11 protein-coding genes are annotated in these 13,613 nt (G+C 64.0%); 3 read left to right on the top strand and 8 right to left on the bottom strand.

Translation table 11 applies throughout. From position 1 onward, the window contains the following. Positions 1 to 14: 14 nt before the first annotated feature. The 6 genes from AB4Z44_RS15255 to AB4Z44_RS15280 form a co-directional block, all read right to left on the bottom strand. Positions 15 to 476 carry a YaiI/YqxD family protein gene (locus AB4Z44_RS15255; RefSeq protein ID WP_404710548.1) on the bottom strand — a complete coding sequence of 154 codons (462 nt, stop codon included), beginning with the start codon at positions 474 to 476 and terminating at the stop codon, positions 15 to 17. Next, positions 473 to 2,176, bottom strand: a complete 1,704-nt coding sequence (locus AB4Z44_RS15260) for a DEAD/DEAH box helicase (RefSeq protein ID WP_404710549.1) — start codon at positions 2,174 to 2,176, stop codon at positions 473 to 475. The genes AB4Z44_RS15255 and AB4Z44_RS15260 overlap by 4 nt, the downstream gene beginning before the upstream one ends. Positions 2,177 to 2,410: 234 nt before the next feature. Further along, the gene (locus AB4Z44_RS15265; RefSeq protein ID WP_404710550.1) at positions 2,411 to 3,280 is read right to left on the bottom strand and encodes a class III extradiol dioxygenase subunit beta; all 870 of its coding nucleotides are present in this window, start codon (positions 3,278 to 3,280) and stop codon (positions 2,411 to 2,413) included. Beyond that, positions 3,280 to 3,681, bottom strand: coding sequence for a protocatechuate 4,5-dioxygenase subunit alpha (gene ligA, locus AB4Z44_RS15270; RefSeq protein ID WP_404710551.1), 402 nt, complete (start codon positions 3,679 to 3,681; stop codon positions 3,280 to 3,282). Before ligA ends, AB4Z44_RS15265 begins: the two co-directional genes overlap by 1 nt. A gap of 149 nt (positions 3,682 to 3,830) precedes the next feature. After that, the gene (desA, locus tag AB4Z44_RS15275) at positions 3,831 to 5,228 is read right to left on the bottom strand and encodes a syringate O-demethylase (protein WP_404710552.1); all 1,398 of its coding nucleotides are present in this window, start codon (positions 5,226 to 5,228) and stop codon (positions 3,831 to 3,833) included. A 313-nt stretch (positions 5,229 to 5,541) separates the two neighbouring features. Continuing rightward, positions 5,542 to 7,908: a TonB-dependent receptor gene (locus AB4Z44_RS15280; RefSeq protein ID WP_404710553.1), complete on the bottom strand. Its 2,367-nt coding sequence runs from the start codon at positions 7,906 to 7,908 to the stop codon at positions 5,542 to 5,544. Positions 7,909 to 8,510: 602 nt separating this feature from the next. Between AB4Z44_RS15280 and AB4Z44_RS15285 the strand changes: the two genes are divergently transcribed. Both AB4Z44_RS15285 and AB4Z44_RS15290 read left to right on the top strand, forming a co-directional pair. Then, the gene (locus AB4Z44_RS15285) at positions 8,511 to 9,884 is read left to right on the top strand and encodes an MFS transporter (RefSeq protein WP_404710554.1); all 1,374 of its coding nucleotides are present in this window, start codon (positions 8,511 to 8,513) and stop codon (positions 9,882 to 9,884) included. Continuing rightward, positions 9,881 to 10,312 carry an acyl-CoA thioesterase gene (locus AB4Z44_RS15290; RefSeq protein WP_404710555.1) on the top strand — a complete coding sequence of 144 codons (432 nt, stop codon included), beginning with the start codon at positions 9,881 to 9,883 and terminating at the stop codon, positions 10,310 to 10,312. The genes AB4Z44_RS15285 and AB4Z44_RS15290 overlap by 4 nt, the downstream gene beginning before the upstream one ends. Positions 10,313 to 10,339: 27 nt before the next feature. On the opposite strand, the gene AB4Z44_RS15295 is transcribed toward AB4Z44_RS15290, so the two are convergent. After that, positions 10,340 to 11,173: a helix-turn-helix transcriptional regulator gene (locus tag AB4Z44_RS15295; RefSeq protein ID WP_404710556.1), complete on the bottom strand. Its 834-nt coding sequence runs from the start codon at positions 11,171 to 11,173 to the stop codon at positions 10,340 to 10,342. A gap of 112 nt (positions 11,174 to 11,285) precedes the next feature. On the opposite strand from AB4Z44_RS15295, the gene AB4Z44_RS15300 reads away from it, so the two are divergent. Next, the gene (locus tag AB4Z44_RS15300; RefSeq protein ID WP_404710557.1) at positions 11,286 to 12,158 is read left to right on the top strand and encodes a 3-keto-5-aminohexanoate cleavage protein; all 873 of its coding nucleotides are present in this window, start codon (positions 11,286 to 11,288) and stop codon (positions 12,156 to 12,158) included. 147 nt (positions 12,159 to 12,305) lie between these two features. On the opposite strand, the gene AB4Z44_RS15305 is transcribed toward AB4Z44_RS15300, so the two are convergent. Next, positions 12,306 to 13,613 carry an AAA-associated domain-containing protein gene (locus AB4Z44_RS15305; RefSeq protein ID WP_404710558.1) on the bottom strand — a complete coding sequence of 436 codons (1,308 nt, stop codon included), beginning with the start codon at positions 13,611 to 13,613 and terminating at the stop codon, positions 12,306 to 12,308.

Below are 13,613 nucleotides of genomic sequence, written 5' to 3' on the forward strand. Positions count from 1 at the left end.
AGGCAGGATGGCACTCAGCCCCTCGCCAACCGCACCAGCGCCTGATCGAGCGCTTGCAGGAAGCGGGAGCGATCCTGTTTTGCGAACGGCGCCGGCCCGCCCAATTGCTCCCCACCCGCGCGCAGGTCTGCCATGATCGCACGCGTCGCGACGGCCGCACCGATCGAGCCCGTGGTGAAAGGCTTGCCGGTCGGCGACAGCACTGACGCGCCGGCCTTCAGACACCGATCCGCCAGCAGGATATCCGCCGTCACAACCACGCTTTTCGCATCGGCCGTCTCGGCGATCCAGTCGTCCGCCGCGTCGAAGCCGTCGCTCACCACCACCCGCTGGATCAGCGGATGCGCCGGCACGCGCAGGTATGAATTGCTGACGACCGTGACCGGGGTCTCGCGACGATACGCAACCTTGTAGATCTCGTCCTTTACCGGGCAGGCGTCGCCATCCACCAGGATGCGGACGACGTCACCACTCACCGCGGACGCGGCCCCGCGCGATGAGCCACCGGCTTGCCCCGCGGCGGACCGTTCGGCCGACGTCCGGCGGGTGCGCCCCGCATAGCCGGTTCGGGCCCGCGATCGGACTGTTCGATCAGGACGTTGGCACCATCGTCGTGCGCGCTGCCGGTGCGCACCACCGCCGCCGCAAACTTCGCAGCGATCGCACGAGGCACCTGAAAGAAGGTTTCGGTCGGCGCGATCCGGATCGCGCCGATCTCGCCCTTGGTGATATGCCCGCGGCGGCACAGCAGAGGCAGGATCCAGCGCGGATCGGCATTCTGGCGGCGGCCGATATCCATGCGGAACCACACCACGTCATCGAAACCCGGACGGTGGCGATCCTGCTGCGCCGCGCGCTGCGCCTCGGGCGTTGCGTCGATCAGTTCCTCGGGCTGGGGCAGCGAAGCGCGGTGCTGGCGGACCAGCATGGCCGCGATATCCTCGGGGCTCTTCTGCGCGAGCAAAGTCGCGCCGAGCGCCCGATCGTCATCGTCCAGTTCGATCGGCTCGAGCAGGGCCGTGAGCAAACGTTCACGATCCTTGGCGCGAATGTCGTCCGGCGTCGGCGCGGTCATCCATTCGGCGTTGATGTTCGCGCCCTTGAGCACGCCCTCGACCCGGCGTCGGCGGGGATAGGGCACGATCAGCACCGCGGTGCCCTTCTTGCCCGCACGCCCGGTACGACCCGAGCGATGCTGCAAGGCTTCGGCGTCGCGCGGCAACTCGACATGGACGACCAGGCTCAGGCTCGGCAGATCGATGCCGCGCGCGGCGACGTCGGTGGCGACACAGACGCGGGCGCGACGATCGCGCAACGCCTGCAGCGCGGCATTGCGCTCGTTCTGGCTATGCTCGCCCGACAAAGCGACGGCGGCGAAGCCGCGCTCGAGCAGGCTGGCGTGGAGATGCCGCACATTGTCGCGCGTCGCGCAGAACAGCATCGCGGTCTCGGCCTCGTGCAGGCGAAGCAGGTTGATCACGGCATGTTCGATGTCCGACGGGGCAACCAGCACGCACTGATAAGCGATGTCGCCATGACCGCGATTCTCGCCAACGGTCGAGATGCGCAGCGCATCGCGCTGGTAGCGCTTGGCCAGCGCCACGATCGGCTTGGGCATCGTCGCCGAGAACATGAGCGTGCGGCGCTCGGACGGGGTCGCGTCGAGGATCTCTTCGAGATCCTCGCGGAAGCCCATGTCGAGCATCTCGTCGGCCTCGTCCAGCACCGCCACGCGCAATGCCGAAAGGTCGAGCGCGCCGCGTTCGAGGTGATCGCGCAGGCGGCCGGGCGTGCCGACCACGATATGCGTGCCGTGCGACAGCGCGCGGCGCTCACGCGAGGCATCCATGCCGCCGACGCAGGTGGCGATGCGCGCGCCGGCATCCTTGTAGAGCCAGACCAGCTCGCGGCTGACCTGCAGCGCCAGTTCGCGCGTCGGCGCGATGATCAGCGCAAGCGGCTTCTGCGGGGCCGGCAGGCGATCGCCTTCGATCAACTGGGCCGCCATGGCGAGGCCGAAGGCGACGGTCTTGCCCGATCCGGTCTGCGCCGAGACGATCATGTCGCGGCCTTCGGTTTCGGCCTCGAGTACCGCGGCCTGAACAGGGGTGGGAGCGGTATAGCCGTGCTCGGCAAGCGCTCCGGCGAGGAGCGGGGGAAGATTCTGAAAGTCCATGAACGTCTCAAGATGGGAGGCCGGGGCGGCGCTACAAGGAGCGCATCGCTTGCAAAGAAGGCGCCCTAGCAGAGTTTGCAGGGTTTGGCACCCTCCGTGATATTCGCGAGACGATGTGCGGCGAAAAGCAACACCGCCGCCCCTGCACAGGCAGGGCCCCATCGCTCTATCAATTCAAGGTGTCGCCGGTGGCGAGAGACATGGGCCCCTCCCTGCGCAGGGGCGACGGACAAATTACGCCGCCTCGGCTACGGTCTCGACCTTACCCTTGGGGCGGAACACGACGTGGCCGACCGCGGTGTTCGAGGCGGGCACGTGATAGAAGCGATGAAGCTGCTCGACCTCGGCGCCCAAGGCAGCGCGCATGATCAGCCACATGATCAGCTCGATCCCCTCGGAACCCGATTCGCGCAGATATTCGAGGCGCGTGATCTTGCGCAGTTCGTCGGTGCCGTCGATCAGCCCGTCGAGGAAGGCATTGTCGAATTCGGGATTGATCAAGCCGGCGCGCGGCCCCTGGAGCTGGTGGCTCATGCCGCCGGTGCCCCAGATCTGGACGTTCAGATCCTCGGGGTAGCTTTCGACCGCATGGCCGATCGCCTCGCCGAGCATCCAGCAGCGATTGCCCGAGGGCGTTGGAAACTGCGTGACGTTGACCGCAAGCGGGATGACCTTGACCGGCCATTCATCGACCTGACCGAACATCAGCGACAGCGGCACGGTCAGGCCATGATCCACATCCATGTGGTTCATGATCGTGAGATCGAATTCGTCGAGAACGAGCTGCTCGGCCAGATGCGACGCGAATTCGGGATGGCCGATCACCGTCGGCACCGGGCGCGCGCCCCAGCCTTCGTCGGCCGGCGCGAACTCTTCTGCACAGCCGAGCGCGAAGGTCGGCACCACATCGAGCATCAGGCTGGTGGCGTGATCGTTATAGCACAGGATGATGACGTCGGGCTTTTCCTCCGCCTCCCACGCCTTGACCCAGTCGTAACCGGCGAAGACCGGCGCCCAATAAGGCTCCGCGGTGCGGCCATGATCCAGCGCCGCGCCGATCGCAGGGACGTGGCTGGTCGCGACGCCGGCGGTAATGCGAGCCATCAGTTGCCCTCGCGGATCGAACGGTTACCCTCGGGGGAGCGGCCGCCATTGCGCATCATCGCCGCATATTCGTCGGCCGTCATGCCGGACATCGATCCGACCGCCTTCTGCACGCTCCAGCCATCGGTGTTCGACAGCTTGACGAGGAAATAGATATTGCCGCCCAGATCGATCAGCCGGTTGAAATCGCGGTCGAGCACCGCCTGCTTCTGCGCCTCGCTCATCCGGTAGCGATCGAGGTAAGCGCGCTCGTCCGCCTTGAACGCCTCACGGTTGGGCGCTTCCATCAGCGACATGCAAAATTTGTGGAGATGGTAGGCCTCGCGCGAACGCATCGCAGTGAACACCGTCGTGCCCGGAATATCTTCCAGTTCTTCGAGGGCATAGGGACGGGTTCGCATCAGCTGACCTTTCGATCGCGCGGGGGTTGGCCGGATATAAGAAGGGCGTCCCACCGTTGCCAGTGGGACGCCCTCCTATTTCATTGTGCGACTGCGAAAGCAATAGGGGTTTCTACGAAGGAAACCCTATCTATGCTGCAATTGCGAAGTTACTTCGCCTTGGTGCGCCAGCTATCGGCGTACAGGGTGCGAGCAACCTCAGCATAAGGCGCTGCGGCAACCATCGCGCGCAGTTCGACCTGCTTGTGCGGCTCGACGGTCGGCTTCTTCGAGCCGCCGTTCTCCTCGCCCCACACGAAGGTGACTTCGGTGCCGGGCTCGGCATACTCGTTGTCGAGGATCGCGAGCGTCAGGAACTTGCGCTCGTTCGAGCTGTAGCCGATCCAGGTCGACACGCCGATGGTCTTGCCGTCCTTCATGACCTTGTCGAACGGGTGCATCGAGTAGACCGCGCTCGGGAACTCCATGAACTTGGCCGGCAGCTCGTCCTTCTGGAGGTACGACGCGAACACCTTGCTCTCGAGGTCTTCTTCGTTGAGGACGAGGGTCACCTTCTTGCGCTTCGGGCCTTCGGCGGCGATCTTCTCGAGCGCTTCGCGGCCGATGAAGTCATGGTCGAACTTGACGATGATGCCGTAGCCGATGTCCCACGGGGTCAGGTAATAATCTTCGATATTGTCGCTGTAGAACGAACCGCCGAGCGAAGCCTTCGCCTCGTAGCTGTTCTCGCCCAGCCACTCGCGGAACGGCTTCATCTTCTCGCCCGAGAAGACGGCCGGCAGCGGCGACGGGACCCAAGCGGACTCGAGCGTGTTCGACGAATAGGCACGGCCGCCCGACAGGCGCAGGCCGAATTCCTTGCCCGCCTCGACCAAAGCCGAGTGGACCGCGTCATAATCTTCCCACGGGCCGTACAACTCGTAGCCCGGCTGGCCGGCCATGCCGTGGCGGAGCGCGCCGACGGTCTTCCCGGCGATCACGACGTCGGCCATGTTGAAGAACTTCAGGTCGGGCACGTTGCCGCCCATCGCCTTGTCCATCACCTTGAACGCGTTCGGGCCCTGGACCTGGAAGCGATAGTTCAGGCGCTTGCCGTCGGTGCGCAGCGCCCAGCGCTGATCGAGCGTCACCTTGACGTCGTAATTGCCGGTCTCGGCATGGAAGGTCACCCACTCGAGCACGGGCGCGCGGCCGACGAGGTTGAACTTGTTCTCGGCCAGATAGAACAGGATCACGTCGCCGATGACGTAGCCGTCATAGTTGACCGGCACGAACTGCTTCGCCTTGTTGACGGTGAAGCCCTTCATGCTGTTGATGCCGAGGTAGGACAGCAGCTTGAGCGCGTCCGGGCCTTCGACCAGCAGATCGGCCATGTGGTACGACTGGTTGAAGAGGATGGCGGTGTTCTGCCAGGCCCACTGCTCGTCACGCCAGTTGGTATATTCCGGCTGCACGCCCGGATAGACGTTCGGGCCGGCCTGGGAGTTGCGGAGCATCTCCACCGCACCGCCCTTTTCGGCGAGGATTTGCTCGAGATTCTGTGCCATCAGACTTTTCTTCCCTAGATGCGCCCGTCGGCGAACACCGGCGAAGCGTTGAAGATCGATCGAGAGTCGCGCGGGCTTGCGCCGGCCGTCCTCTCCACCCAAGCGACCGCCCTTTGACAGGCGCGCCGATTGCGTGGGCCACGCCATAACGTCGCATAGTCGCTTCGTATACAGGAAGTTTCCGCCGGCTGAACCGATTAACCGAATTTCAGGGCGGGTGGCAGGAGACGAAAAAGCGGCGCCCGAAGCGATCGGACGCCGTGAAATGCGCTGAGTTGGCTCCCTCTCCCCGGCGGGGAGAGGGAGCAGAAGATCAGAACCTCTTCTTGATCGAGAGCTCCCACTCGCGCGGGCGACCGACCTGCTGGTAGGCCGTGCCCGAGAAGGAATAGACCGCCGAGAAGATCGCGTTGTAATAATATTTGTTGAACAAATTGGTCACCGCGCCCGAAATCTCCAGATCCTCCTTGGCATTGCGCCATGTCAGATGCGCATTGGCGAGTGCATAACGCGGAAGATAGTAAGCATAGCCCAGCGCACGGCCGGTGAATTGTTCGTCATTGTAGATGAAGTCCAACCGCGGCGTCAGGCTGCCGGCATTGCCGCCGAGCGGGGCCTTGTACTGGATGCCGCCGCTCGCCTGCCACTTGGGCGAGAAGGTCGCCGGGTCGGTCGAGACATAGTTTGCGCCGAGTGCCGCCGAGAGTTTGGTGAACTTCGAGTCGATATAGCTGGCCGAACCATCGATCTGCAGGCCAGCGACCGGCTGCGCATTGATCTCGACCTCGACGCCCTTGTTACGCGCATCGCCGGCGTTGGCGACCACGCCGCAAGGCCCGCCGCCATAAGCGGTGCAATCTGCCAGGGGGAGCTGGATGTTCTTGTAATTGTCGAGATAGGCCGAGACATTGATACGCAGCTTGCGATCGAACAGATCCGTCTTGGCGCCGATTTCGTAGTTGGTCAGCGTTTCGGGCTTGAACGTGCCCTGCAGCGCCTGCTGCGCCGAGAAAGGCCGCGCCGAGGTGCCACCGCCCTTGAAGCCGGTCGAGACCGTCGCATAGACCAGAACCGCCGGTGAGAAGCGATAATCGACCGAGGCGCGGTAATCGACGCGATCGCCATCGTAGTTCGATGTCAGGCCGTCGAGCGCGGCGAGACCGAACGCGGCAGCGAGACCGCCGAGCGGCGTGCCATCCTGGTTCGTGCGGTGGAACGTATAGTCCTTATGTTCCTTGGTGTAGCGCAGGCCGCCGGTGAGCGTCAGGCCCTCGATGCCCGGATGCGCGATCACGGTGCCGAATACCGCCTTGCTGTTGGCGTTGACCGGATCGTTGCCGACGAAGTTCAGATACGCGCCCGGCACGATATAGCCGATGTCCTGGACGGTATAGTACGTCGTCTTCTGCGACGAATAATAGCCGCCGATCGTATATTCGAACATCTTGTCGAGGATGTCGCCGTTCAGGCGGACTTCCTGGCTGACGAAGTGATGCTGTAGCCGGTCGTAACCGCCGGCTTCGAGCCGGGGACCGGTACCGCCCGAGCGCACGCCGGGCGAAAAATCGTCATCGGTGCCGAAGATCGCGGTATAGCTGCGATAGGCGGTGATCGAGTTCAGCGCGAGGTGATCGGTGAATTTATAGGTGCCGTTGAGCGAGACGCCGCCACCCTTGTAACTGGTCGTGTTCTGGAATTTATTATTGGCCGTGCTGAAATCGGCATACGTGCATTTCTTGCCGCAAATATAGTTCGGATCGGTCGAGTAGGTAAGAACTTCCGGCGAATTGTTCTGGTTCTGATAGGTGTAATCGCCGATCAGGGTCACATCGAACTTGTCCGACGGATTGTAACGCAACTGGCCGCGCACGCCCTTGAAATCGGTATCGCCGAGCTTGGCGGATTCGCAATTGCCGCTCGCGCGGGTGGCGGCGATGCCCTCGACGTTGCCTGGATGGGCGCAGCCATAATCCTGCAGCGAGATATAGCCGTCCTGGCGCTTGAAGACGCCGGCGATGCGGCCATAGAGCCCGTCCGCGATCACGAAATCGGCGCCGGCGCGCACGCTCACCTCATGGCGCGAACCATAGCTGGCATCGACATAGCCGCCCTCGGTGGCATCGGCCTTCTTCGAGAACAGCTTGATCGCGCCGCCTTCGGAGTTGCGGCCGGCGAGCGTACCTTGCGGACCACGCTGCAGTTCGACCCGATCGAGATCGAGCAGATCGAAGAGGCCGCCGGTCAAGGTCGCATAATAGACGTCGTCGATATAGAGGCCGACGCCGGGCTCGTAAGCGGGGTTGAAGTCGAACTGGCCGACGCCGCGGATCGACGCACCGATCGACGGGCCGAACGCGCCGCCGCCGGGGATGATGACGACGCTGGGCGCCTGCTTGGCGACTTCGGCGATATTGGTTTGGCTGCGCGCCTCGAGCATAGCCGAATTCACCGCGGTGATGGCGAGCGGCACATCCTGCAACCGCTGCGAGCGGAACTGCGCGGTGACGACGATCTCGCCCGTATTCGCGGCGGTAGCAGCGGCACCGGCGGTATCGGACGCGGCCGCCTGCTGCGGGGTGCCGGGATTGGTGGCGGACTGGGTTTCGGGCGCTTGGGCATAGCCCGTGCCCGATATGATCAATGCCGCGATCGATGCACCGAGTGCGATCGAAACGTGCAAGACCGGCTTCCTCTGACGATTATAAAACACTCTGGGCTCCTCTTCCCTGAGGGGATTTATGTCCACCTACGCACCCGAGAATGAGTAGGACGCGTTTGCTGCCGGATGAACGATCGGACAGTGTTGTGGATATTGAGCAACACTTGGCCGAGATTCTCTCGCTTATACTTTTGGAGCCGGATCATCTTTATTCGATCCGTTGCCCGCAGTCATGGTTTACAGGCGAACGACTTCATCCCGCGCCGCACGATCGCGCAGCGCATTGGAGCGACATATTGATTCATCAATAGATCAGGGCAGGATGGTGCCGGGCCGCGCCACGTTCACCACGGATGGGTACGCCTTCACTCCTCTTCCAAGACGCTATCTTTTGTTATCGTTCCAGCAAGCGGTCATGGCGCGTCGGGTCAAGGGGTAGAATTTATGATAGGATAGTCAGGCCCGTCTATCCACCGGATCCAATCGGTAAGATCCTGATCCGCGCCGGTTTTCTCGCCGCCTCATACGTCTTTCCATACCATCATGCCAAAAACGCATGCTCCTTGCGGGAGACCCAAAACGGGGCCACCTTCGTTCTACAACAGGATCGATCGGAGAGCGCGATGGAGGTGACGCACCTGCGCGGGCAGGAGGAGCCGGCGACGGCCCAAGCCCCTTATCCTCCCGCGGGGCAGGCCTGGTATTGCGTCGCCATCCTCGCCCTGGCGACGGCGACGAACTTCCTCGATCGCGGCATCCTCAACCTGCTGGTCGAACCGATAAAGCACGACCTGCACCTCACCGACGTCCAGATGAGCCTGGTGATGGGGTTCGCCTTCACCTTCTTCTATGCGGCGTTCGGGCTGCCGGTGGCGCGGCTGATCGATCGCAAGAGCCGCCGCCTGATCCTCGCGGTCGGCTATTATATCTTCGGCGTCATGACGATGGCGTGCGGGCTCGCCACCAGCTTCACCCACCTGTTCCTCGCGCGGATGGGGTTGGGCGTCGGCGAGACGACGAGTGGGCCGGGCGCTTATTCGTTGCTTTCGGATTATTTCCCGCCGCACCGCCTGCCGCGCGCCATCACGGTGATGCAGATCGGCTTCGTTCTCGGCAGCGGTGGCGCGCTCGTACTCGGCGCGGCGGTGATCGACTTCGTCGCGCATCATCCGGCCATGCGCCTGCCGTTGTTCGGCCAGCTCCACGGCTGGCAGATGGTGCTGATGCTGATTTCGCTCCCCGGGCTGGCGGTCGCAACCTTGCTGCTCACGATGCGCGAGCCGCCCCGCCGCCATGGCCCTTCCAAGGTTGGCGTGACGGCCGATGCCGCTCCGATCGGCGCGGTGTTCGGGCTGATATGGCGGCATCGCTGGGTCTACGTCCCCCTCTTCATCGGCATGGGGCTCCGATCGGCGCAGAGCTTCGGCACGCAGGGGTGGAGTGCGGCCTTCTTCAGCCGCAGCTTCGGCTGGGCGCCGCAGCAATATGGCTATGTCGGCGGCCTCGCCATCTTCATCGCGATGCCGATCGGGCTGTTCCTGGGCAACTGGCTGGCCGAACATTATTGGAAGCGCGGGCGGCACGACGCCAACGTCCGCGTAGTGGTGATCACCACCGCCATCTCGGTCCCGTTCGGCATCGCCTTTCCGCTCATGCCCAATCCCATCCTCGCGGTGATCTGCATGCTGGTGTCGCAGGCGACTTCGATCGCGGCCGCCGCGCCTGAAAATGCCGCGGTTCAGAGCGTCACCCCCAACCGCCTGCGCGGGCAGGTGACATTCCTGTTCCTCTTTCTCATGAACGTGGTCGGCATGGGGCTCGGCCCCTATCTCGTCGCCGCGATCACCCAATATGGCTTTGGGGAGGCCGGTTTGCGCTATTCGCTGGCGCTCGTCGCGGTTATCGGAGGGGTCCCGGCCCTGATCAGCTTCAGGATCGGGCAGAAACCTTATGCCGCGGTGATCGAAACCGGCAAGCCATTGGAGTCCGGCCTGTGAGCCCCTTCTTTTCGCGCCCCTACCGCATCACCTGGGGCGAGTGCGATCCGGCCGGCATCGTCTATGCGCCGCGCTATCTCGACATGTTCGGCGAGAATACGATCCTGCTGTTCGAATTTGCCGGCCTGCCGAAGAAGCGCGAGATGCTCGCCGAACTCGGCGTCGCGGGCTTCCCAATGGTCGAGGTCTCGGCGCGCTATTTCCGCCCGACCGCTTATGGCGACGACGTGACGATCGACACCGCCGCACCCGAATTCGGCGGGAGCAGCTTCGTCATCCAGCATCGGCTGATGCATGACGGGATGGTATGCGTCGAGTGCACCGAGAAGCGGGTATGGACCGTGCCCGATGCGACGCGGCCGGGCGGGCTGCGGGCGGAGCGGGTGCCGGAAACTATCCGGGCGTTGTTCACAAAGGGGCTGGCCTGACTCTCGTAGCTGCCGGGCGAAGCCGCATCAGGCGACTTCGCTATCTTCTTCCGCCCCAATCCGCGCCAGGATCGCCACCGTCTCCGCATCCATCGGCGCGAACAGCATCAGCCGCTGGCTCGGCTCCTGTTCGACCGCATAGGAGGTATGCTGGAAGCTGACCTGGCCAAGGCCGGGCAGGATGCGCGTATTGGGGCCCTCCATATGCGCCATGATGTCGCCGTTGAGCCAGAAATGGCGGAACAGCTCGGATCGATCCATCATCTCCGCGATCAGCGCGTCGAACACATCGACCCGGATCGCGCGGCTATAATCCCATTTGAGCCGCGCGGTCAGGCGCTGGACCATGTCGCGATACTCGTCTTCCTGCGCTTTGTAGCTTTCGCCCTGCAACAGAATCTTGAAGAGGTTGCGATCCTCCGGCGCCATCGCACCATAATCGCGGAAGACGCGCGCGACGAAACGGTTCCAGGCGATCACCGTCCATTCTTCGGTCAGCACCAGCGCCGGGACATTGAGGCTGTCCAGCATGTGCCGGACGCTCGGCGCGACCGTGCGGCTGCTGCTGTCGATGAGCGGTGGCGGGCGGTGCTGCGCGAGGGCGAAGAGGAATTCGCGCTCGCGCGGGCTGAACCTGAGCGCCGTGCTGAGCCGTTCGAGCGTGGGCGCCGACAATTGCACGTCGCGGCCCTGCTCGAACCAGGTGTACCAGGTCACGCTCATGCCCGCGAGCATCGCCACCTCGTCGCGGCTCAATCCCTTCTCGCGCCGGCGGTCGCGCGGCGGCAGGCCGACCTCGGCCGGGCTGATCCGCCCGCGCGATGCCTTCAGGAACCGTATCAGTTCCTCGCGTTGTCCCATCACATCTTCCTGTTAGCGCCACTGATGGGATAAACATTTCCCTTCTCGTGCGGAAGCGCATCTGCAACGGGCCACGGCCAGCCGCACGAAACGCGACATTGAGGAGGGGCAATTGGCCGACAAGGTTTTCATCACATGCGCTGTCACCGGGTCTTCGCCGGTGCCGGATCATCCCAACTTCCCCAAATCGTGCGAGCATGTCGCCGCCGAAGCGCTGGCCGCGGCCGAGGCGGGCGCGTCGATCATCCACATCCATGTGCGCGAGGATAATGGCGACCAGAGCACCGAGCTCGATCATTATCGCCGCGTCGTGAACGCGATCCGCGCCAAGAACACCGACGTCATCCTGAACGTCACCACCGGCCCCGGCTGCACCTGGAAGCAGAGCGACGAGGATCCGTCGGTGTGCGGGCCGGGCACTTTGATGTTCACCGCCGAGAAACGGCTCGAGCATATCCTCGATCTCAAGCCCGACATGTGCACGCTCGACATCTGCACGATGCAATTGTGGGGCGGGGTCGCGATCAACCTCGATCCGATGATCACCAAGATGGGTCACATGATCCAGGACGCGGGCGTGCTGCCCGAGATCGAGTGTTTCGAGGCGGGCGATTTCGTGTTCGCCGACGATCTGATCGCCAAGGGCGCGATCCCCGCGAACGTGCCTTTCTCGTTCGTGCTCGGCACCAAATACGGCCTGCCCGCGACGACCGAGGCGATGATCTATTCGAAGAACCAAATCCCGCGCGGCGCCAAGTGGACCGGATTCGGCGTCAGCCGCCACAGCTTTCCGATGGCGGCGCAGGCAGTGCTGCTCGGCGGCAACATGCGCGTCGGCTTCGAAGACACGATCTATCTGCGCCGCGGCCGCAAGGCGGCGGACAATTCGGAGCTGGTGCGCTGGGGGGTGGAGATCATCGACCATCTCGGCCGCGATGTGGCGACGCCGGGCGAGACGCGGCAGATGCTGGGGTTGCGGGAGTAACGGAAAAATCCTCCCCTGCTTTTGCAGGGGAGGGGGACCAGCCGCAGGCTGGTGGAGGGGCCGCCGTCGAAGACGGCGGTCTGCGACCGCCACCCCTCCACCACGCCGCTACGCGGCGCGGTCCCCCTCCCCGTTCCGGGGAGGAATTTACTCCGGATTCTCCAGACTGAAGCGGTCGCTGTCTTCATCATAGGTGAAGACCTCCGCATAGCGCCCCCACAGGGTCACCGTACGCAACGTCTCGTCCGCATAATCGGGCGACATATAATCCTCGAGCTCGTCGCGGAAGCGCCGCGCTGGCGCGACGTGGCTCGCGCGTTCGTCGAGGATGCGGCGGATATGCTGGGCGAGCGGCACGTGCGCGAGCAGCGCCTGCGCGAACAAGGCCTTGCGCTGGTCGACATCGGCCTGGGCATAACGGCGCGCGGCGGGGGTGAGCAGCATGTCCGCCCCCTGCAATTCGGCGAAGCGGAGCAACTGCAGCGTTTCTGCCATCGGAAACAATTCGTCGACCTCGAGCTGGAGCGTATCCGCCAGCTCGGCCATGCTCGCACGCCCGTCGAACGGCGCGGCGTCCACCTCCTCGATCAAGCCCGCGAGGCTGTTGGTCGAAACGCGCGGCAGTACCATCGTGATGCCGCTCCCCGGGAAATTGCCGTCGCGCGCCGGAGCCGTCGCCGGCGCTCGCGCGGTCATGCGTGCGTAGATATCGTCGACCAGGGCCCGGAACGGCGGATCGAGCCGGTCGCGCGGCTGCGGCAGATCGACCTTGATTTCGGCCACGACCCGGCCGGGGTTCGACGAGAAGACGAGGATGCGATCGCACATCAGCACCGCCTCCTCGATATTGTGGGTGACGATCAGGATCGATTTGATCGGCATCCGCCCTTCGGACCACAGATCGAGCAGATCGGTGCGCAACGTCTCGGCGGTGAGCACGTCGAGCGCGGAGAAAGGCTCGTCCATCAGCAGCAGCGACGGATTGACCACCAACGCACGCGCCAGTCCGACCCGCTGTCGCATCCCACCCGAAAGCTCCTTGGGATAGGCATTCTCGAACCCGTCGAGGCCGATCAGATCGATCGCGGCGAGCGCGCGGGTGCGGCGCTCCTCGGCGGGCACCTTCTGCGCCTCCAGCCCGAGCTCCACATTCTGGAGCACGGTCAGCCACGGGAAGAGCGCGAAGGTCTGGAACACCATCGCCACGCTCGGTTTGACCTGATCGGCATCGGGCACGAGGCGGACATCGCCCTCGCGCGGATGGATCAGCCCGGCGATCGAGCGTAGCAGGGTCGACTTGCCCGATCCAGAGCGGCCGAGCAGGCCGACCACCTCATTCTCTCGCAGCGTCAGGTTGACGTCGTCGAGCACGAGATGGCCACCCGGCGGCGGCCCGTAGAAATGGCGCAATCCGCTGACTTGGACGAGCGGTTCGGCGGCGGGGATCGTGGCCAT

This window comes from Sphingomonas sp. MMS24-J13, from assembly GCF_044905095.1.
In the GTDB taxonomy this organism is placed as follows: Bacteria; Pseudomonadota; Alphaproteobacteria; order Sphingomonadales; family Sphingomonadaceae; genus Sphingomonas_I.

What these genes read in the sequence shown, in the direction of transcription:
- ligA (WP_404710551.1), bottom strand. Translation starts at nt 3,681, where the DNA reads ATGCGAACCCGTCCCTATGCCCTCGAAGAACTGGAAGATATTCCGGGC.
- desA (WP_404710552.1), bottom strand. Translation starts at nt 5,228, where the DNA reads ATGGCACAGAATCTCGAGCAAATCCTCGCCGAAAAGGGCGGTGCGGTG.
- AB4Z44_RS15265 (WP_404710550.1), bottom strand. Translation starts at nt 3,280, where the DNA reads ATGGCTCGCATTACCGCCGGCGTCGCGACCAGCCACGTCCCTGCGATC.
- AB4Z44_RS15260 (WP_404710549.1), bottom strand. Translation starts at nt 2,176, where the DNA reads ATGGACTTTCAGAATCTTCCCCCGCTCCTCGCCGGAGCGCTTGCCGAG.
- AB4Z44_RS15285 (WP_404710554.1), top strand. Translation starts at nt 8,511, where the DNA reads ATGGAGGTGACGCACCTGCGCGGGCAGGAGGAGCCGGCGACGGCCCAA.
- AB4Z44_RS15305 (WP_404710558.1), bottom strand. Translation starts at nt 13,613, where the DNA reads ATGGCCACGATCCCCGCCGCCGAACCGCTCGTCCAAGTCAGCGGATTG.
- AB4Z44_RS15295 (WP_404710556.1), bottom strand. Translation starts at nt 11,173, where the DNA reads ATGGGACAACGCGAGGAACTGATACGGTTCCTGAAGGCATCGCGCGGG.